Genomic DNA, 19,433 nt, shown 5'->3' on the forward strand with positions numbered 1-19,433 from the left:
CTTTTTGTTTTCCAGAAGAAAAATATTAACTAGCTGCTTTTACTTTTCCCGTTTTCAACTCATTAAGCACCTGATTTTTGGGCCCATCAGCAATTATATGCCCTTTTTCCATCACTATAATTCTATCTACAACTTCTAACATAGATGATTTATGAGTAATCAGTATTAAGGTTTCTGATGGTTTTAGATGGGATAGCTGATTCTTAAATAACAACTCAGATCGGTTATCCATACTACTGGTTGGCTCATCCATTAGTAATACGGGTGGACGACCAATTAGAGCACGAGCAATAGCCACTGACTGACGCTGACCACCTGATAATAACAAACCACCCTCACCAACTTGACGCTCTAATCCTGCAGGATCCTGCTGAGTAAATGCGGTAACACCAGCACGGTTTGCAGCATCCATCATTTCGGCATCATCAGATAATTCTCGCCCTAAAATGATGTTTTCTCTGATTGAACCATAAAACAAAGTAATATCTTGCGGTACACAGCCTATATTACGTCGTACGTCGACATGATGAAGTTGGGAGATATCGGTATCATCTATTCGAACAGAGCCCTCTGTGGCTTGATACAGGCCCATAATTAGCCTTTCTAAGGTTGTCTTGCCTGAACCAATTCGGCCAATTATCGCTACCTTTTCTCCAGGATTAATAGTAAGACTAATGTCCCGAACTGCAGAGACTTGAGATTCAGGGTAGTTAAAGCTCACTTTATCTAACTCAACTTTCCCTTGAAGAATTGGACGATGAATATAGCGCTTATCTTCCTCTTGTTCATCAGGCATTGCCATTAATTGCTCAATGATAGTCATCGATGATTTAGCTTGATTATAACGTGTTGATAGTAGTGAAATTTGAACAAGTGGACCAATAGCTTTACCACTCAGCATAGTTGATGCTATCAATGCTCCCATCGTCAGATCACCATTAGCAATAAGATAAACACCAACAATGATCATACCTATATTAACGGCCTGTTGTACAAAGCCCGCCATATTCTGGATGGAATCTGTAATGCGTCGACTTTTAATACTCCAATTCGAGATATGAGTAACCGCCTCTTCCCATTTATATTGAAATTTACTTTGAGCATTGAAGATTTTTAGTGTTTCTAAGCCAACTAAGCTCTCAATTAAATTAGCGTACTTTTGAGAAGCAAGTCGTGAGCCTTCTTCAATTGTTTTCTTTAATGGTCCTTGAATAATCGCCGCATGAATAAGTAGTAATAGGATCCCAACAATCGGTACTAAGACAATTGGGCCCGCAATCAGATAAATCACGAATAAGAAAAGTAAAGCAAAGGGTAAATCAATAAGAGACGCGATGGTTGCTGACGTAAAGAATTCTCGGATCGATTCAAACTCTTGTAGGTGTCGAGCAAAAGCACCAACCGAAGGAGGACGAGCCTCCATTCTAATCCCCAATATTTTCTGAAATAATTTAGACGATATCAATACATCCGATTTTTTCCCTGCGATATCAATGAAATATCCTCGAACGTATTTAAGAATAAAATCAAAAATAAAGACAACAAAAATACCAGAAGCTAATACCCATAGAGATTCAAATGCAAGGTTAGGCACGACTTTGTCATAAACAAGACGAGTAAACATAGGTGTTGCAATCGCAAATATATTAATCAAGATAGAAGCAATAAACACATCACGATAAATATGTTTAGATTCTAATAAAGTACTCCAGAACCAGTGGCCTTCACGTTTCTTTAGTATCTCAGGGGAGCGTTCATCGTATCTAAATTGTTTTTTAAGTAAAAAGTATCGCCCAATATATTGCGATTCTAACTCTTCAATTGAGATAGAAATCGGCAACATATCTGAACTTTCAGTAATGATTTCAGCCTGCTTATTTTCAGCATCAAAGCCAATTAATACACACGACTCTCCTCCCTGAAGTAACAAAACAACAGGTAAAACTAAGCGTGGAATACTTAATAAAGGTGCTTGATTTTCCTTTGCCACTAATCCTGCGCGCTCTGCAGCACGAGAAAACAAGTAAGGGGTTAATTTACCATCTTGTAAGGGTAAACCATTAATCAACGCTTCAGGTGAGTTTACCTGGCCGTAATAGCGCCCTACGTAGCATAAAGAGTGTAATAATGAATCTTTCATATTATTGACCCTTCACTTTTTCATTAACAAAAAATCCTTGGAAAATATCAATATTATGTTCAGCTAGTAACTCTAACTGCTGTTTGTTTTCTACTCGTGAGGCAATAGTAATGATCCCTAGATTTTGTGCTGTTCTTGAAATAGATGCCAAAATAAAACGTTGTTTTTCATCATCTAATTGGTGAGTAAATAAATAATCAAGTTTTACATATTTTGGTCTAAACAGCTTAATGTACTCTAGAGATTCAAAGTTACGTCCAAAATTATCAACCCCAAACTCAGCCCCTGAAGAACGGATCACGTTACATAATAAAGCGGTGTGATCTTCATTTTCAATAAACGATGATTCTTGAATTTCAAAATGCAGCAGTGAGGCAATAGGCTTATGTTTTTTAAGTAAGTTAGTTAACCAACGGACAAAACTTGGATTTTCAACACTACTATTGGCCAAGTTAATTGCAACCGGTTGAGTAATTTCTTCAGCAAGAATACGTTCAACCATCGTGCGTATAACAAATTGATCAAACGAGGTAGTTTCATTTAGTTGTTCAAGTGCAAATAAGTATTGATTCGCAGAATACCGTTGGTTATCTTTTTCAATTGCAGAAAAGACTTCTTGATGGAAAATACTTCCCGATTGAGTTGTGGCTAGCTGTAATGTGAAATTAAATAAATGCTCATTAATTGCCTCATCAACAAACTGTTTCCATTGCTGTTTACCCATCAGTTCATGGGCACTTTCATCAGCAATATAACCAAATAATAACTCAGGCGTAGAGTGTGCTTGAGCTAGCGCATTATCAGCAAGTGAAAGGATCTCTGTTGATGTTTTTCTTGATTCATTAAATATAACGCCTAAGTCAGCATCAATAGGAGCCGTAGCTGTCGGATCACCTTTAATATCTTGCGTATAAGCAATGATATTTTCAGCAGTTACTTTTAACTCTTCTTCTTCAATGCTTGGAAAGATAAAACCAAATTCATAAGTATTTAATCGTGTCATTATGATGTTCGATGAAGGCAGTGTCGCTTTTAATAAATCAGATAACTCTTTAACTTTTTTATCTCCAGCTTCATACCCTTCTTCCTCATATACTTTATTAATAAAATTTACGCGAAATAAAGCAATACCACCTTTTGAAGATTCAGATAACCATGTATTTAACTGCGCCATAAAAAACGACCGGTTACCTAATCCAGAAGTTGGGTCGAGGTAGACTTTGTCTCTTAGCTTCTCAGCTTCTTTTGCTTGTGATTGGAAACTTTGCGCTATCTGTAATGACATCGTATTAATACCATTAATTACCGCTTCTAAGTCTTTCGTTTTTGGTTTAGCTAATTCATTACTAAAATTATTTTCTGCTACTTCTTTCATTTTTATAATGATCTGCTGTAAAGGTGCTAATGCTCGCTTCACAACAAACGAAATAATAATAATGCCTAATCCAATTACGATAGCAAAAGTAAACGCCAACTCAGTTAATGCCTTCCAAAGTTGTTGATAAGCATAACCTGGGTGAGTCACAATTTCGACCTCAGCCAATTGTAACCATCCACTCGTTATAACTCTGCTTTCAGAAATAGTTCTGAATAAATTAAAATCTAAAAACCATTCAGGCACAGAATCTACCGTTAATGGATAAACACGAACAATTTCATCATTAGTGTTAAACAACGTTAATCGTACTGCAGAATAGTAACTACCATCAAATAGCGCATTAATCACAGACTCTGCAGCAACCTTATCCTCATTTTCTAAATAAGGCGCAAGAGCAAGCCCTACCGTATTAATCGTATTATTCACTTCTGAACGCTGCTGGTTTTCTAGAAACGTTTGTGTACTACGAAATTCAATCGCAAAGACAGAGATCATCAATAGTAAAAAGACGGCTGTCATCCATGAAACTAGCTGTTTATATAATGTCATATCGCTACTCATCATAATTTATAATTGGGTGGTTTAATCTCAGGCCTTTGTTTCTTGCTCGTAAATCATTCCATAAACTTAATCGAGATGATTTTCCTGCCTGCTGTCCGTTTCCTTTACCTTTCATTAGCCATAGATGTTGACCATTAAAACTATAAATTGGTAATAGATCGGTACGCTCTGTTGCTGGTTTTATTTCTTTATCAATGTTATCCAAAATCAATGGTACTGAAGATGGTGTTGGGTAATAAGCAAGTACCATATGAAATTGATTCAAATCTAAAGCTTTAAGGTAAATCAATCTTAATTTTTTATCGGGGACACCAAGCTCTAATAAGGAAAAATATTTCGCAATGGTAAAGTCTTCACAATCTCCGGCGTTACTTCCTAAAAACTCCAGAGGCGTTGCCCAATAATCTTTCTTTCCCCATAACCGAATATCATCGACAAAATAAAGTTGATTGAAAAATAGATTAATTTCTTCAAGCTGTTTTCTTTCATTTTTATTATCAAGCGTTGCTATCAGCTCACGCCATGCAGTCACTCGCCTCGATGCTCTCTCACCATACTCATCTTTTACGGCTTTAATCCAACTGTTGTCTTGCTTGGTTAAAGCGATAGATGTGAGTGAGAATATGGCAAGAGGTAAAATGAACAACCATTTTATCCTCATCTGTTTTTACTCTCTCTATCCATACTATTCTTTTAATGCCGAGCTTTTTGCTTGAATAATAGGTTTAAGTAGATAATCAAGAATACTGCGCTTTCCTGTAATGATATCTACCGACGTTGTCATTCCTGGGATAATGTAGAATTGAGTTTTCTCAGCTAAGTCATCTTGTGATGTTCTAACACGAACTAAATAAAAACTGTTTCCTTCCTCATCTTGAATCGTATCCGCACTAATATGCTCTAGTGTTCCTTTTAAACCACCATAACGAGTAAAGTCATAAGCACTGAATTTAACTATCGCTGCTAACCCAGGACGAAGAAATGCAATATCTTGTGGGGCTATCTTGGCCTCAATCAATAATGTATCTTCGGTAGGAACAATCTCAATCAGATCCATACCAGGCTGAATAACCCCCCCTACCGTATTAATATAAATTTTCTTGATGGTTCCCGTCACAGGAGAAAGAACAACGGTTCGATTAACTTTATCTTTTAGGCCCACTTGTGATTCAGTTAATGCCGAAAGCTTATCTTGAATGCTGTTCAATTTTTCTTGCTGTTCAGAGCGAAACTTAAGAGCTGCATCAATTCGGTTTAACACTGCTTCTTGAATAGCAGAGCTTAACACTGGGATTTTTAATTCTGTTGAGGTTAGCTCTCGCTTCGTATCATTAACTTGACGCTGTAGTTTAAGTAACTCTATTCGAGGGACGACACCTTCATCAGCCAATGGCTTTGTTATATCAAATTCTTTTCTCGCTAAACCATAACTTGCTTTCAAGCTTCTCACTCGAGATTTAATTTCAACAAGCTCTTGCTGCTTTTGACTGACTTGCTGGTCAAATACAAAAATACGGTTTTTTAAGTTATTCATATCCGCGTTATATTCAGCTAACTGTCTTTTGACTACGATTGGATTTTCTTCCATAAACTCAGCATCAAATTTCAATTTACCTTTTGAGATAATGACAGAATCTTTCCAACGCTTACGACTATTAATATCTTGAATTAAAATACTGTCCATTGATGCTGATAATTGCATAGCGCTTGCCGTCAAATTGACGAGTTGTTTTTTACGCTCTCTAAAGTCAGAACGAAAACGAGTATCATCAATTAATAATAGCTGTTGACCTTTTTTGACTTGATCCCCTTCTTTAACCAACATCTCCTTTACTAAACCACCCTCAAGGTTTTGCACTACTTGCAATTGAGATGATGGAATTACCTTTCCTTGTCCAACGGTTACCTTATCTATTTCAGCCCATGAAGCCCAAGCAATAGCAATACAGAAAAAGACGGCAATAATCCACAGGAGAATTTTAGCGTTTGTTGGGGTGTTAAGAAGTAGCGCTGCCGTTTTGTCATCAACAAATTCCAGCTCTTCTTTATTAAGGCGATTCAATCCCTTTTCATTCATTTCCAATTCCCTAGACTACCGTGTTAATGAATAACATTTCCATTACATTAGAATATCGTATTTCACTGTAACTCACTAAGGTTTATTAGTTATATTTTGAAGCTTGAATCATTTCTGAAGAAGTAAGAAGGTATGATTTACAGTGTAAATTGAGTGTAGGTTATAAATTCAATTTACACTGTAAATTAGGACAGTAGAATGAGTGGGTTTACAATTTACACTGTAAATTATCTAACATACATTTAATGAGCTCTCTCAATTGCAACTCCGCATTTTTTCTACCAATTAAATTGCACTCTTCTATAACGACAGACCATTCTTTGGTTTGAATGATTTTGGTCACTGCCAGTTCTTTTTGAGGCTCAGATAAATCAATAAGCATTGATAGATTACTAAGAATGAATTGACGTAGTTCATATTGAAGTAATTCATATCCTAAGCCACCTAACGCAAAAGTAGTCAGTCGTTTAATAATTAAAGGTGACATAGTATCTTTGATTGAAACGCCACCTAAAAGACTAAGTACATCCTTGTATGGCAGTTCAGAAAATGTCGACATTAACTGCTCAGGGAATGAGGTATAAAAATACTCATCGCCAATAGAGACCCAATTAATACTTTTTTGACTTAATGGTTTCATTGCTAATAAAGAGTGTGTTCCACTCGCTTTGTCTTTTGTTATACCTAAACGAACAAAGTGAAAGCCGAGAGCTTGCCAAAAATAATTCAACTCCGCAGTCGAACCAAAACTGGTACTAAGGTAATCCAACCCCTCTTGTTTATATTTATTTTCTATCGCCCGAATAAATTCCGAGCCAATGCCTCGTTGTTGAAAACTTGGATCGACAGCAATTCGCATAATACGAAAACTCGATTGAATGGCTGGCTCATCAATACATAATGTTTGAGTTAGTGATATCGCAGCTAAATGCCCTTTTGGTCGTCGCTTTCCAAGTTGAGCTGCATGAATTAAATCGAGTTCTAACTCTCCCTCTTTAGACATTAAAGCACAGCACACTAACTGCCTATTGCTTCTTTCTATTCCAACCCAACAAAATAACGTTGGGTCTGTTAATAAAGAAATCCAATCATTTGGCGATGTTTGGTAATGAGCCGATACTAAAAGAGAAAATAAAGCCTGAGAAAGCGTACTGTCATTAACTAACTGAGACACAGGTAAACAGTGATAATCAATCTTTGCTAAAGGTTCAACTGTCTGAACAGAATCTACAGCTCTATTGTGGTTAAGTAAAAATACAGACGACAACCACTCTTCTAACGGATCGTTATTATTCCAGCGAATAGGTTGCTTTATTTCAATTGAACGATAATTTGGTCTTTTCTTATGAAGTTGTTTTTTGAACTTAATCTCAAAACCTCGCCCGGTACCTTCATAGCCATTAATAGTGGTAGAAAAAACCATGCGAGAATATTGTTCGACTAATGAAAGTAACATTGGAGCAGGGATTGCGGCCGCTTCATCAACGCATAATAAATCCAGCGTCTGGGGATTTCGAAGTAACTCATCGGGTGCAAGATAAATAATCTGAGAGTCATTAATCATTAACTGATTTTTTTGTTTCGTTACAACATCAAAGTTGAGCTGGGCAATACGTTCGGCATGTATAAATATTTCATCGACACTTGCACGCTGTGGTGCGGTTACGCCAATAATTAATGGTCGTTCCATCGCTAACTCAGCAATGGCTAGTCCAATCGCTGATGACTTTCCTCTTCCGCGATCTGCAGTCATGACAAGTGGACGCTTTGTATGACCAGAAACGACTTTTTGAATCGCTTTTACTGCTAATTCTTGATCCGCTGAACGATAAACCGCGTCATGCCATTTAGAGATATTATCGAGAGAAAGAGGACGCTCAGGTAATACGTAGTCAATATCCGTTTCTTTTAAGCACACCATTTGAGTCATAAAGTGCGATAGCCACTGACTAACCGCTAAAGAAAGTGAAGAGCTATCAGTACGAATAAAAAAAACGAGCCCCCCACCAACAACGGTTCCACATATTGCATTAATGGCATTCGCATTAAATTCATGGGAAATATCAATCACCAAACAATCGGTTTCTTGACCTAACTTCTTTAAAGCAGACTTAATAGGAAAAGGAACATACTCAGGAATAGTCAAATCACCGTACAACTCAACGTTGGCAAATCGTGAACTTTGCTGAGAAAAAAAAGAGTCTAATAATGATTCACACCATTGCTTTGAACCTTCAAGCAGAATGGGATAACGGATATAACCACTAGCAGCATAAGAAGATACCGAATTTAGAAATGACAGCGCAGAAAGCATTGCAGAAAAGTCCATTAACATAAGAAGATATTATGCGTAAATTGTAGCATGAGATGAATATTTTCTATCTATTAAGAAAAGAAAGTATGACGAAACAAATCGGGAGAAGGTATAATGCTTGCTACATTTAAGCCTTCATCATTTAGGAATGACCATGCATTTAAGTCAACTTACTCAACCTATCTACCAAAAGCTATATCAAGACATCGAACAATTTAGAAGTACCTTTGACTTAGCAGTAGAAGCACCTGAATCATTAGATGAAAAAAATGACTTATTACACACCTCGTTAGCGATCGAAGAGTTAACAGAATTAGCAGAAGCAGACAGCAAGCTTGAACAAGCTGATGCCATTGTGGATACAGTTTATGTCTTAATGGGACGTGCGGTACATTTAGGAACGAAGAATTTAGAAGACAATCTAAGTATCTCGTACTTAATTGACCTTCTCTTAAACGTTGCAAAAAACTTAGATATCGATTTTGTACCATGTTGGGATGAAGTACATTCAAGCAACATGAGTAAAGTGTGTAAAACAGAAGATGAATACCAAGCGACAAAAACATTCTATGCAGAGCAAGGAATTGAACTGATGTCGACTGAAAAAGGTGGATTCATCATCGCTAAATGCGCTAAAAACGTAGAATTAGATAACAAAGTAATTAAGCAAGGTAAGGTTTTAAAATCAGTAAACTACCGACCGGCAGATCTTGCGCCGTTAGTATAATCTAAGAATAAAAAAAACAACGATTCAAATACAAAAAAGAGCCCGGCTTAGTTAACTAAATCGGGCTCTTTTTTATTATTATAATTAATGGCTAAAAAACGTATTAAGATACTTTTTGACTAATGTACGCCAAAATATCTTCCATTAATGCATCATCGACTTTTTTCAAATTAAGAGTCAAAGCCGAACCTTTACGTTTATATGAAGCTCGGCCTTTTACCAATTCAGTACTTAATGGCTTAGCCGCTTCTCTTTTTGGTAATAAATCTTCAACCCAAACTTCAATAAGTTCTGTCACTTCTTTCGTCATTCTACTCACGCCAAGCGCAGTAGAACGCGTCCAAACTGCTCCTTGCTCGCCAGCACATTGTCCAAGTAAGGTTTTTTGTTCCTCGTCAGACAACGTATTATAGAGCTTATGAAGCTTAACAACGGTTGGACGACCAATTTCACTCACACTTGGATACGCTTGTAGCAATTCTAAAGGTAATGTCGCCGCTTTTAATGCGCCACTCACTAATGCTTCACTGCACTGGCATACTTTCGCTAGCTCTTTTTGATCAGCAACGTCACCACGAGCAAGCATTGCATGCATCTCTTTACCACGTTCGTACAGTGATAATGGCTTATGAGCATTCGCTACATCAGAAAGAAATTTAGCGTGTTTGGTATTAATGCCTTCGGCAACATAAATTAAGAAGTCTTGTTCTGCCAAAATACATGACATACGACGACGACTACCGTCAAGAACCTCAATTTTTCCACCTTCAACAATACGACCCACAGCTGGGTATTGCTGACCACGATCACGCAGTGTAGTTAAAATATCCGATAAAGCATGTTCGGTTAAAAATGATTGTTCACGAGCATTTTCAGCAAAAACAACCGTAGAGTTACGTACGTCTTTTGCTGGAATTTTACGTAACTCAAAAGTCACCATATCTTCACCAGCAACCGCAAGTTCAATCACTTGAGCTTGCGATTTTGCTGCTTTTTGAGCTTCAACTGGTGTTGTTGCACGGCGTTTATTTGTCTTACCAAATAGCTTTGCATTTAAATCAGAAGTTTTAATTGCCATGGATTAGTACTCCCCTTTATTTAACGAATTCCAGTGACTATGAAGAACACGCTCAAATTCTAATGCACTTTTCTTAACTGCATCTTGAGCAACAGCCAATGTCTTCTTACCACCTTCAAAATCTGCCGCTGTTAAGTCAAAAACCGTACTATAAGTATCAGCACAAATTTCAAATGCACGGCTTCGTGGAATAGTCGCCATCATCACTTGATCAGCCAATAAATAATTCATTTCAGTTAATACTGAAACTTGTTTTTTATTGTCATCTTCAAACATCGTAGGCATAAGACGAACAAACTCTAATCCATGCCAATCTTCAGGGAACATTTCATACACAGTTGGTAAATGTTGGAAAAAGTTTACTGTTGATGCCCAGTCTAAACGTTTTGCAGCACATGGAATTAACAGTGAGTTTGATGCGTACATTGCGTTCCAAACTAATGGATCAACGTGCGGACCTGTATCAATCATGATCACATCAAATTGATCAGCAATTGGGTCAATAACCTTTTCTTTTAATAACTTAACAATATCAAGAGAACCATTAGTTGATAAATCCTGCCACGCTTCTGCATTAAACATCGCATCTTCAGGAAAAGCAGAAATGGTTTTTAAATTTGGATATTGTGTATTAAGAAGTACATTTTTAGCCATAAACTGACCATCAATAACTTCATTTTCAGGGACATTATCCAACATAATATCTACAGCTGAATAGATGGTGTCCTGCTCTGAAACACTAATTTGAGGGTTTAAGAAAAGGCGAAGTGACCCTTGAGGATCTAAATCGATTAAACAAATACGATAACGCTTTTCTAAATTTAGAGCTAAACAAGCAGCAAGGTGCACAGCACTCATTGACTTACCTGTACCACCTTTTTGGTTTTGAACATTTACAACCCAAGGCTTATTGTTCACATTTTTTTTCTGTTCATGAAACGCTGGCATTCCTGCCGCATCCATCAACATATGTGCTTCTGTTAATGAAATCGAATAATGATTTGCATTATTCTTCGTAAATTGATGACCCTCAGACTCTAAACGAGTAATTGCTTCATCAAGTTTTCTTCTTGTTAAGCCAGAACGAGTTTCCATCATTGCTTTTGACATTGGAGGGAAATGTTCGTTATTTCTTTCTTCAAGAACCAGTTCGATACGGTCGGATTGTACCTGTTGGGTCTGCTCTGCCAATGCAGCTAAATTAGCAATGGTTTTTTCTCTGTTCATAATATTCGCCATTAATGTAACTATGAAATTAATTGTACAGCAATGAAGGTCAATTACAACAAATTGGTGAACGTGAATTTAATAATGTGATATACATTAAAAAGAGATAATTATACTAACAAAGCTGTCATTTATGTTAAATACAGACTTAATATTTAGGCTATAACTCGGTACGAACATCACAAAACTTAAAATGTTACACTGTCACCTAGTGGTAAATTTACAGTGTAAATTTACGGAAGCGTGATAAATATCAAACAAATTACGGGCTATGTATTTTCAATATAAAAAATGAAAATAATATTAAAAAAGTATCTTTTATTAGAATAACTACCGCTATTAATAACATTAATCTACCACTTAAATTCTTACTTATTAGAAATAAAATGAATTATTACCCGAACCCGGATTAAGTAAGGCGCTCTAAAAAGGAAATAATGAAGCATGATCAAGGGCAAAATAATCGCATTGAGAAGCAATATTCCCTGTAAATTGAATTGTAATTAAAGGAAGCATGATCAAGATAAAATTAATCACGGAAGCATGATAAGAGCTATATAAATTACAGAGAATGTATATTCTATAAGGGTTAACGCAAGATCAATAAAAAAATAGAGAAATAGATCCAGTTAATGAATTACTTGATCATTCTTCTGGATCTAGATTAGCTTTAACTATGTACAAAAAAATGGTGTAAAACATCCAATAAAATAGCAAGAACACAGAAACGAACAAAAACACTCTTTAAATAAACTCAAAAATTATCATTTTAGATAAGAATAAGATCATATCTGTGGATAAGTTGTGTTTAGACCTTGATCATTCTTCACAAAAATGATGATCATTGATTCAATAGGCTTATGATCATGCTTTTAGTCGTTTTGTGATCATAGATCCGAGCCAATAATGATCATGCTTTCAAAAAAACCTTGATCATGCTTTCATTGCGCAATAAAAATAGTTATTTATATACAATAACTTGCAAGCAAAAAACCGTTCAGATCATAGATCAATATAATCATATAGATCAGTATTAATCATAAAGATCAGTTTAAAAGAATAATAATTTTTTTCTTTCTTTAAAGATCTAATTCCTTTAATCTATACGAAAGAATGATTAAAATACAATGAATGTCAGTTGAAAATGAATCATATAAAAACAGCAGATAACGAAAAGATCTACATCCCTCTTCCAAGAGATCACAAGGGTGGACACTTATTCGAAATACCAACAAACCTTGTTGATTGGATCACTCAATATCAACATTTTAAAGGTGTTACGAAAAGTATTTTAGAATTAATGAATTTAATTTCATTAAAAGGATTCTCTTCGCCTGATGGTTTAGTTTCAACAACTGAAGTTATCGAAACAACAGATGGACATCTAACACGAGCAGCTATCCAGCAACGATTACGAACTGCCGTAAGTATCGGATTATTTGAGCAATATCCAGTTCGTTTTGAGCAAGGATTAGCTGGAAAAACAATGCTACATAAGTTTATTAATCCGTCCTCGTTAATTTCGACATTAGGTATTACAAGTTTAAAATCTGAACAAAGTCATGAACAAGAAAAACAAAAACGCTCTAAAGCACTTGCTCAGACCCAAGTAAATCGTCAATTTCTTACTGAGCATGGTTTAGGTATCCCACCAAGCATGAGGGATGAAGCTGATCAATTTGTTGTATCTCCGACGAATTGGGCAGGGATCATAGATCAAGCTTTAGCGCCACCACGTACTCGTAAGAACTATCAAAAAGCAATGGTTGCCATTTCAGGTACTAAAGCGATCATTGAAACAAGATCATCAAAAAATATTATGACTGTTGATGATCTGATGACGTTGTTTGCTCTGTTCACTCTAACAGTCCAATATCATGATCACCATCAAGATGATTATCATATTCAAACCAAAACAATGGGTAATAAAACACCGATTTATATTACCGATATCTTAACATTACGTGGTAAGAAAGATTCTGGACCTGCACGTGATTCTATCCGCGAAAGTATTGATCGTATTGAATTTACAGACTTTCAACTACATGAACTTACTGGCCGTTGGTTAAGTGAGAATATGCCTAAAGGCTTTAAAAGTGATCGATTTCGTTTCTTAGCTCGAACTATTACCGCATCTGATGAAGCGCCAAAAGAAGGCAAAGATGGCGAGATCAAAATTAAGCCTAACTTGTATATTTTGGTGTGGGAACCTTCGTTTTACGATGAATTACTAACCAAAGATTACTTCTTTTTGTTCCCACCTGAGATCTTAAAGCAACATACGTTGGTATTTCAGCTCTATAGCTTCTTCAGAAGCCGTCTAGCGCGTCGAATGACTGATAACTTACTCCTAAGTGAAATAAATCAGAAACTCGCCCGTAACGTCGAATGGAGACGATTTTCATTAGATCTTATTCGTGAGTTAAAAAAATTAGCCAAAGATAAAGTCACTGATGAATTATTTATTGTGAACTTATGGGGTTATCACCTTACGATCTCGATGCTGGATAGCAATGAAAAATTACCAGATTATCAAGTAGATATTCGCTGTGATCCTGAAGAAGTGATCCGTTATTCGCGAGCAAGAACGACGAATGCTGGTAAACGTAATATGGCACCAACAATGCCAAACCCATTACGTAATGAGATCATGCCAAAACAAGCGATAGATCAACTGTCAACGATCATCGATGGTGAGTTTGAACCCATTAAACGAAATACCCTTAATAAATCAGGTCGTTTAGGTCGCAGAGTGAAGCTCCGTAAACATTCTGCTGAGATTAATGCGGATGAATTAACGATCACATTGACTAAATATACATCTGAGCAAGCATTAGAAAGAAGTATCACTGCATTATCAGCGATGACTGGCCACAGTTCTTCATCCATTTCAGAGGAGTGTAAAGAACTGTTGGAAAAATTAGATTATTTGCAGGTGGCAGGTGAGGTTTTACCTTATGAGACACTAAGTAAGACAATTGAATTCTATAATAGCCAAGATCATGGTAAGCACTTATCAATCGAGAACTTGATCGCAGGTTTAGCGGTACGAAGAAAGATCTGTAAATTAGTGTTTTCACAGAACTATGATCAAGATGTATTACGCGCATTGGACGAGATGGCAGGATAGTCAAACTATTGACAGCTTTATAGCCTTACCCTGACAAAGCGATGACAAAACAATATGCTCAAAGGTTATTATCTCTAACGAATAGACAACCTTTGTCCTTTACCAATCGAAAGATTGGCTCATATTGTTACACATCTTAACTTTTATTGGTTTCAATAATCGTATTGGCGAGCCTAGTGCTCGCCGTTTTTTTATCTGCTAATAAATCCTTACCGCACTTCCCGTATCTTATGGGACCATGATCATTCTTCCATTATGAAATAAGGCTTTAACGCGAAGAGTCCTCGTATTTTCTTTCATTTTTTATTACTCTAGCACTCTAAATTACACCTTAATATTTTAGAAGTAGGTAAGCATGATTGAACGTCAAGAAACAAAGCAGCGTATGAGTCGTATCGTTAAACATAACGGGACGGTTTATCTATGTGGTCAAGTTTGTGCAGATGCGACGAAGGGCATAGCAGAACAGACGCAAACCATGCTTGATAAAGTAGATCTACTGTTAGATCAAGCAGGCAGCTCTCGTGAGCATATGTTGTCAGCCACGATCTACATTAAAGATATGAAAGATTTTGCTGAAATGAATGCGGTTTGGGATGCATGGGTGCCTGAAGGTCACGCTCCAGCGCGTGCATGTATTGAAGCGAGCATGGCTCGTGAAGCGCTTCTTGTTGAAATATCAGTAGTTGCCGCTGAAAAATAATAAAAATAGATAACTAAAATAATAACTTACTTAGTTTATCTTTGGGTAGCTAAGTAAGCTTGATATAAGGAAGTGTCATGCTCAATCATTCAGAACCCGCGTTTTATCTTGACGGTGTAAAGTATCAATCTCATCATTTTTCTTTGCCTCTTAATTATGATGATTACACCGCTACCCCTGATCATGTTTCCGTTTATGCTCGAGAATTAGTAAAAGCAGAAAATAGCGATCTTGATCTTCCGTATTTAGTTTATTTTCAAGGTGGGCCTGGTTTTCCTGCTGCTCGTCCACTCAGTAATTCTGGTTGGTTAAAGCGTGCCTTAGAACAATATCGTGTGATCTTATTGGATCAGCGTGGTACTGGATTAAGCTCTCCGATCACAACTCAAACGATCCAACATTTAGATCCGATAAAACAAGCAGAATATTTAAGCCACTTTCGAGCAGATAACATTGTTCGTGATGCTGAAGCGATTAGAAAGCATTTTAACGTTGATAAGTGGGCGATTATTGGCCAGAGTTTTGGCGGTTTCTGTTCTCTAACATATTTATCATTATTTCCAGATAGTTTACTGGCTTCGTATATTACAGGTGGGATCCCTTCTATTACACGTAATATTGATGATGTTTACCATGCGACATATAAGCGAACGTTAGATAAAAATAGTGAATTCTTTGCTCGCTTTCCACGAGCGCAAGAGCTGTGTGATTGCATTGCGAACAGCTTACTAGATCACTCGGTTACTTTGCCTAATGGCCAGATCTTCACCGTTGAGCAATTTCAACAAATGGGGATCTGTTTTGGTATGGCGGGAGGAGCAGAAGAGCTCTATTTTCAATTAGAAACGGCTTTTGTCGATGTAAATGGCCAACAAGAGCTAGGTTATGGTTTTTTAAATTATGTACTTTCACAACAAGCGCATTTAACTAATCCACTGTATGCGATTTTACATGAGTCGATTTATTGTCAACATAATGCTTCAAAGTGGTCAGCACATCGAGTGAGAGGGAGTTATCCTCAATTTAACCACCAGAAAGGCGCTCCACTGCGTTTTACCGGCGAAATGGTCTATCCATGGTTCTTTGACCAGCTTGAAACCTTAAAGCCATTAAAAGAAGCTGCAGAGCTTTTGGCGGCAAAGTCTGATTGGCCAAATTTATACAATATTGAGCAATTAGCAAAGAATACGGTTCCCATGGCTGCGGCAACGTATGTCAATGATATGTTTGTTGAGTTTGATTTCTCTCGTGAAACATTGAGAGCAATTCCTAATTCAAAAGCATGGATGACCAGTGAGTATGAGCACAATGGCTTGCGAGTCGATGGGGAGAAGATCTTATCAACTCTAATATCAATGGCTGAAGATATTAAAGCCATTCAATAAGCTTTTTTATTGATCCAGAAGCATGATCAAGTAGGATTCGATCCCTTGATCATGCTTCTTATATTTAGTTTGTTTGCTTAAAATAATGATCCCAACTTTGACTTAATGAATCAAATTGAAACTCACAAAACTCTTTTCTATCCTTCAAATAATCGTTTTCGACTTCATCCAATAAATTACTTTGCTTTTTTGGATCACTACCATAAACAAGGCATAAGGTAGAGAAATAGCGCTGTAAATCAAAGCTGTGCTCATCTATGTACTCTCCGAAATCGTAGTAATCAGGTCTATCCTCAGACTCAAATGCAAACATATCTGCCGCACTTATCGCAATATCATCACCATTATTTACATAGTTTAATAATAAGATGGTTGCAAAGTTATCGACGGTATCTTCTTCTTTTCCTAAAACCGGAATGTTCTGATCAGCGATAAAAGCATGACCTGCCTCATGTAATAAAGTATGAAGTAGAGTATCAAGGGCACCTAACTGCGGTGATTTATTAAAGCGTTCTTGGTATTTATTTTTTGAAAAATAATCGAGTGATTCTTGATAAAACGAATAAGGGATCTGTATCGTATGAAAGTTAGGATCATAGAGTGGCCCTTCCGTGCTTCCATATTGAATGGTGACTGTTTTATTAAATGGGAAATAGTTGTTAGAAAGAGCTATCAATGTGTCATTAATATCACTTTCTTTTATTGTTTGCTGAATTGTGATTTCTTGCTGATTTAAAGGTTTTGAATATTGTATTGATATATTAGGTTTTTCAGCAAAGCTACATAAACTGATGCCCATTAAAGCAATGAAGAGAGGGGAGCGGATATCTGTTTTCATAGTTAGTCCATTAATCATATCTTGAGTTCGTTGTAGCATAGTATAAGTAAATTAAGGATCCAGAAGAATGCCCCCTTGATCATGCTTCTGATTTTAACTCTATTTTCTTTATTAGAAGTAAGAATAAAGGAAGATCTGACAGAGGATTTACATGTTTTATCTTTTACTTTGTAAACTTTAGTTAGTTTATCTGTTTGGTTTATTTATGTATTTCTTAAAAGTATCTCCTTTCTTATTGTCGTTATTTTTAGTGGGTTGTGGCTCTGAATCTGAAAATATAGATAAAAAAGATCCCGTTGTTATTGGTTGTGATTTATCAGATCTTAATTATCTACCTATTAGCAGTATGTCTAAAAAACCAAGTGCTAGAATTATAGAAACAGAGAATACTCGAACAATTGAGCCTCACGTATCTCAAGATATTCTTATTAACCCTGATATTGGTTTTACGGATTTTCATCGAATTGATTCACATATAGATACCGATGGAAGTAGTAGTGTTAATAATTCAGTACCCTCCTACCCAGAAACCAGCACTGTTTATTACCGTTGGGATTGGTCTGTTCTTCAACCAAATAATGAAAATGAGTTTGATTTTACTCCTATGTGTAACGTGGTAAGAGAAGCCGTTGCTGCACATAAGAAATTGGCCATACGTATAACAGCAATGGAAGAAACGTCTCAGGTTTCAGGTGAAGAAGGAACGATTATTGAAGAGAGTCGATTACCAAAGTGGTTAATGAATAAAATCTCAGGAAAAATATCTCCAAATGGTCCATTTGTTCCTGATTTTACATCTGAATCTTACTTAGCTGCAGCGAGAAGCCTTGTTCAAGAGCTAGGAAGAGTATTCGACAGCGCTGATTATATAACAAGTATAGATGTCGGAATGGTTGGCTCTTGGGGTGAATGGAATCTTGAAGATGCTTATCCAGGAGATGGAGCTTTAGGCTCATATGCAAACAATAAAGGAGGACTATTTTCGAATTTTGAACGTTTTTCTGAGTATGCATCTATGTATCAAAACTCATTTACTCAAGTACCTACTGTGATGTTAATTGGTTCTGAATCTGAGAATGAAACGTTTTTAGGAAAGGCGACGTTAGGTGGGTCTGGTTGGCGTGCAGATTGTTTGGGGGATTATGATCCAACAAAGACAAAATGGACTCATATGGATAATGCATACCCTGAAGCATTAAAAAAAGCGGAAGATGATGATCCAAATATTACTTCAAGCTGGGAGCATGCTCCAACTCAATTTGAGGTTTGTCATGATATGGAATATTGGCAAAGAGATGTGAGCTCTGTAGATGGTGGTTATGGCTATAGCATTGAGAATGTTAGTTATATATTCAATTACGCTCTCGACCACCACGCATCTCTAATTAATGGGAAATCGAAACCTATTCCTGATGAGTTTCAGCCTGCAGTTCAAGACGTTCTTAAAAAGCTAGGCTATCGTTTTGAGCTAACCTCTTTAACGCATTCTAAAGAGGTTAATTCATCAAGTACGATGACTATCACCTCTGAATGGAAAAACAGTGGTGTAGCACCTTCTTACTACCCATATCGAGTCGCTTATCGTTTTGTTGACGCATCAGGGAAAGTAGAGATAACTCAAGAGACCTCAAGAAACGTTTTAGATTGGTTACCGGCAGAGACTAGAGTAGGAGATGCTCCAGTGCTTAATATTGTTGATGGAATAACCGTCCCTGCTTTAGCTGGTGAGTATGATTTACAAATTGCTTTAGTTAATGATCTTGGAGAGGCGAAAATCAAGCTCGCGATAGATATGCCACAGAAAGAAAATTGGTACACAATCTCTAATATTCAGGTAAATTAATAAAAGTAGGCCCGTACACCGATTGAATACGG

13 protein-coding genes are annotated in these 19,433 nt (G+C 36.6%); 5 read left to right on the top strand and 8 right to left on the bottom strand.

Annotated elements, in window-relative coordinates; translation table 11 throughout:
* Positions 1 to 25 precede the first annotated feature (25 nt).
* The 5 genes from ED622_RS02110 to ED622_RS02130 all read right to left on the bottom strand — a co-directional run bounded on the left by ED622_RS02110 (position 26) and on the right by ED622_RS02130 (position 8,470).
* Complete coding sequence (locus ED622_RS02110) at positions 26 to 2,140, bottom strand: type I secretion system permease/ATPase (RefSeq protein WP_122032312.1); 2,115 nt, start codon at positions 2,138 to 2,140, stop codon at positions 26 to 28.
* Position 2,141: 1 nt separating this feature from the next.
* Positions 2,142 to 4,067: an EAL domain-containing protein gene (locus tag ED622_RS02115; protein WP_122032313.1), complete on the bottom strand. Its 1,926-nt coding sequence runs from the start codon at positions 4,065 to 4,067 to the stop codon at positions 2,142 to 2,144.
* A 4-nt stretch (positions 4,068 to 4,071) separates the two neighbouring features.
* The gene (locus ED622_RS02120; RefSeq protein ID WP_371413423.1) at positions 4,072 to 4,734 is read right to left on the bottom strand and encodes a transglutaminase-like cysteine peptidase; all 663 of its coding nucleotides are present in this window, start codon (positions 4,732 to 4,734) and stop codon (positions 4,072 to 4,074) included.
* Positions 4,735 to 4,764: 30 nt separating this feature from the next.
* Complete coding sequence (locus ED622_RS02125) at positions 4,765 to 6,156, bottom strand: HlyD family type I secretion periplasmic adaptor subunit (protein ID WP_122032315.1); 1,392 nt, start codon at positions 6,154 to 6,156, stop codon at positions 4,765 to 4,767.
* Between the two features lie 208 nt (positions 6,157 to 6,364).
* Positions 6,365 to 8,470, bottom strand: coding sequence for a GNAT family N-acetyltransferase (locus ED622_RS02130; protein ID WP_122032316.1), 2,106 nt, complete (start codon positions 8,468 to 8,470; stop codon positions 6,365 to 6,367).
* A 154-nt stretch (positions 8,471 to 8,624) separates the two neighbouring features.
* Here ED622_RS02130 and ED622_RS02135 point away from each other — a divergent pair, with 154 nt between their 5' ends.
* Positions 8,625 to 9,197, top strand: a complete 573-nt coding sequence (locus tag ED622_RS02135; RefSeq protein ID WP_122032317.1) for a nucleoside triphosphate pyrophosphohydrolase family protein — start codon at positions 8,625 to 8,627, stop codon at positions 9,195 to 9,197.
* Positions 9,198 to 9,300: 103 nt separating this feature from the next.
* Here ED622_RS02135 and ED622_RS02140 read toward each other — a convergent pair whose 3' ends face one another.
* Positions 9,301 to 10,275, bottom strand: a complete 975-nt coding sequence (locus ED622_RS02140; RefSeq protein ID WP_122032318.1) for a ParB/RepB/Spo0J family partition protein — start codon at positions 10,273 to 10,275, stop codon at positions 9,301 to 9,303.
* Between the two features lie 3 nt (positions 10,276 to 10,278).
* Positions 10,279 to 11,502: a ParA family protein gene (locus ED622_RS02145; RefSeq protein WP_105056535.1), complete on the bottom strand. Its 1,224-nt coding sequence runs from the start codon at positions 11,500 to 11,502 to the stop codon at positions 10,279 to 10,281.
* Positions 11,503 to 12,646: 1,144 nt separating this feature from the next.
* Between ED622_RS02145 and ED622_RS02150 the strand changes: the two genes are divergently transcribed.
* The 3 genes from ED622_RS02150 (at position 12,647) to ED622_RS02160 (ending at position 16,720) form a co-directional block, all read left to right on the top strand.
* On the top strand, positions 12,647 to 14,632 hold the full coding sequence (locus ED622_RS02150; protein WP_122032319.1) for a replication initiator protein RctB domain-containing protein: 1,986 nt from the start codon (positions 12,647 to 12,649) through the stop codon (positions 14,630 to 14,632).
* Positions 14,633 to 14,987: 355 nt separating this feature from the next.
* Entirely contained in the window at positions 14,988 to 15,335 is a 348-nt protein-coding gene (locus ED622_RS02155; protein WP_122032320.1) for a RidA family protein, read from the top strand.
* 77 nt (positions 15,336 to 15,412) lie between these two features.
* Positions 15,413 to 16,720: an alpha/beta fold hydrolase gene (locus tag ED622_RS02160; RefSeq protein WP_122032321.1), complete on the top strand. Its 1,308-nt coding sequence runs from the start codon at positions 15,413 to 15,415 to the stop codon at positions 16,718 to 16,720.
* Positions 16,721 to 16,784: 64 nt separating this feature from the next.
* On the opposite strand, the gene ED622_RS02165 is transcribed toward ED622_RS02160, so the two are convergent.
* A complete protein-coding gene (locus ED622_RS02165; protein ID WP_122032825.1) occupies positions 16,785 to 17,558 on the bottom strand; it encodes a DUF4344 domain-containing metallopeptidase in 774 nt (257 codons plus the stop codon).
* A gap of 205 nt (positions 17,559 to 17,763) precedes the next feature.
* Between ED622_RS02165 and ED622_RS02170 the strand changes: the two genes are divergently transcribed.
* On the top strand, positions 17,764 to 19,401 hold the full coding sequence (locus tag ED622_RS02170; RefSeq protein WP_122032322.1) for a DUF4832 domain-containing protein: 1,638 nt from the start codon (positions 17,764 to 17,766) through the stop codon (positions 19,399 to 19,401).
* Positions 19,402 to 19,433 lie beyond the last annotated feature (32 nt).

The sequence above is a fragment of the Aliivibrio sp. EL58 genome (assembly GCF_900312675.1).
Taxonomy (GTDB): domain Bacteria; phylum Pseudomonadota; class Gammaproteobacteria; order Enterobacterales; family Vibrionaceae; genus Aliivibrio.

Excerpts from the sequence above, each read along its gene's own strand:
- ED622_RS02110 (WP_122032312.1), bottom strand. The coding sequence starts at position 2,140 with ATGAAAGATTCATTATTACACTCTTTATGCTACGTAGGGCGCTATTAC.
- ED622_RS02115 (WP_122032313.1), bottom strand. The coding sequence starts at position 4,067 with ATGACATTATATAAACAGCTAGTTTCATGGATGACAGCCGTCTTTTTA.
- ED622_RS02125 (WP_122032315.1), bottom strand. The coding sequence starts at position 6,156 with ATGAATGAAAAGGGATTGAATCGCCTTAATAAAGAAGAGCTGGAATTT.
- ED622_RS02130 (WP_122032316.1), bottom strand. The coding sequence starts at position 8,470 with ATGCTTTCTGCGCTGTCATTTCTAAATTCGGTATCTTCTTATGCTGCT.
- ED622_RS02135 (WP_122032317.1), top strand. The coding sequence starts at position 8,625 with ATGCATTTAAGTCAACTTACTCAACCTATCTACCAAAAGCTATATCAA.
- ED622_RS02140 (WP_122032318.1), bottom strand. The coding sequence starts at position 10,275 with ATGGCAATTAAAACTTCTGATTTAAATGCAAAGCTATTTGGTAAGACA.
- ED622_RS02145 (WP_105056535.1), bottom strand. The coding sequence starts at position 11,502 with ATGAACAGAGAAAAAACCATTGCTAATTTAGCTGCATTGGCAGAGCAG.
- ED622_RS02150 (WP_122032319.1), top strand. The coding sequence starts at position 12,647 with ATGAATCATATAAAAACAGCAGATAACGAAAAGATCTACATCCCTCTT.
- ED622_RS02155 (WP_122032320.1), top strand. The coding sequence starts at position 14,988 with ATGATTGAACGTCAAGAAACAAAGCAGCGTATGAGTCGTATCGTTAAA.
- ED622_RS02160 (WP_122032321.1), top strand. The coding sequence starts at position 15,413 with ATGCTCAATCATTCAGAACCCGCGTTTTATCTTGACGGTGTAAAGTAT.
- ED622_RS02165 (WP_122032825.1), bottom strand. The coding sequence starts at position 17,558 with ATGAAAACAGATATCCGCTCCCCTCTCTTCATTGCTTTAATGGGCATC.
- ED622_RS02170 (WP_122032322.1), top strand. The coding sequence starts at position 17,764 with ATGTATTTCTTAAAAGTATCTCCTTTCTTATTGTCGTTATTTTTAGTG.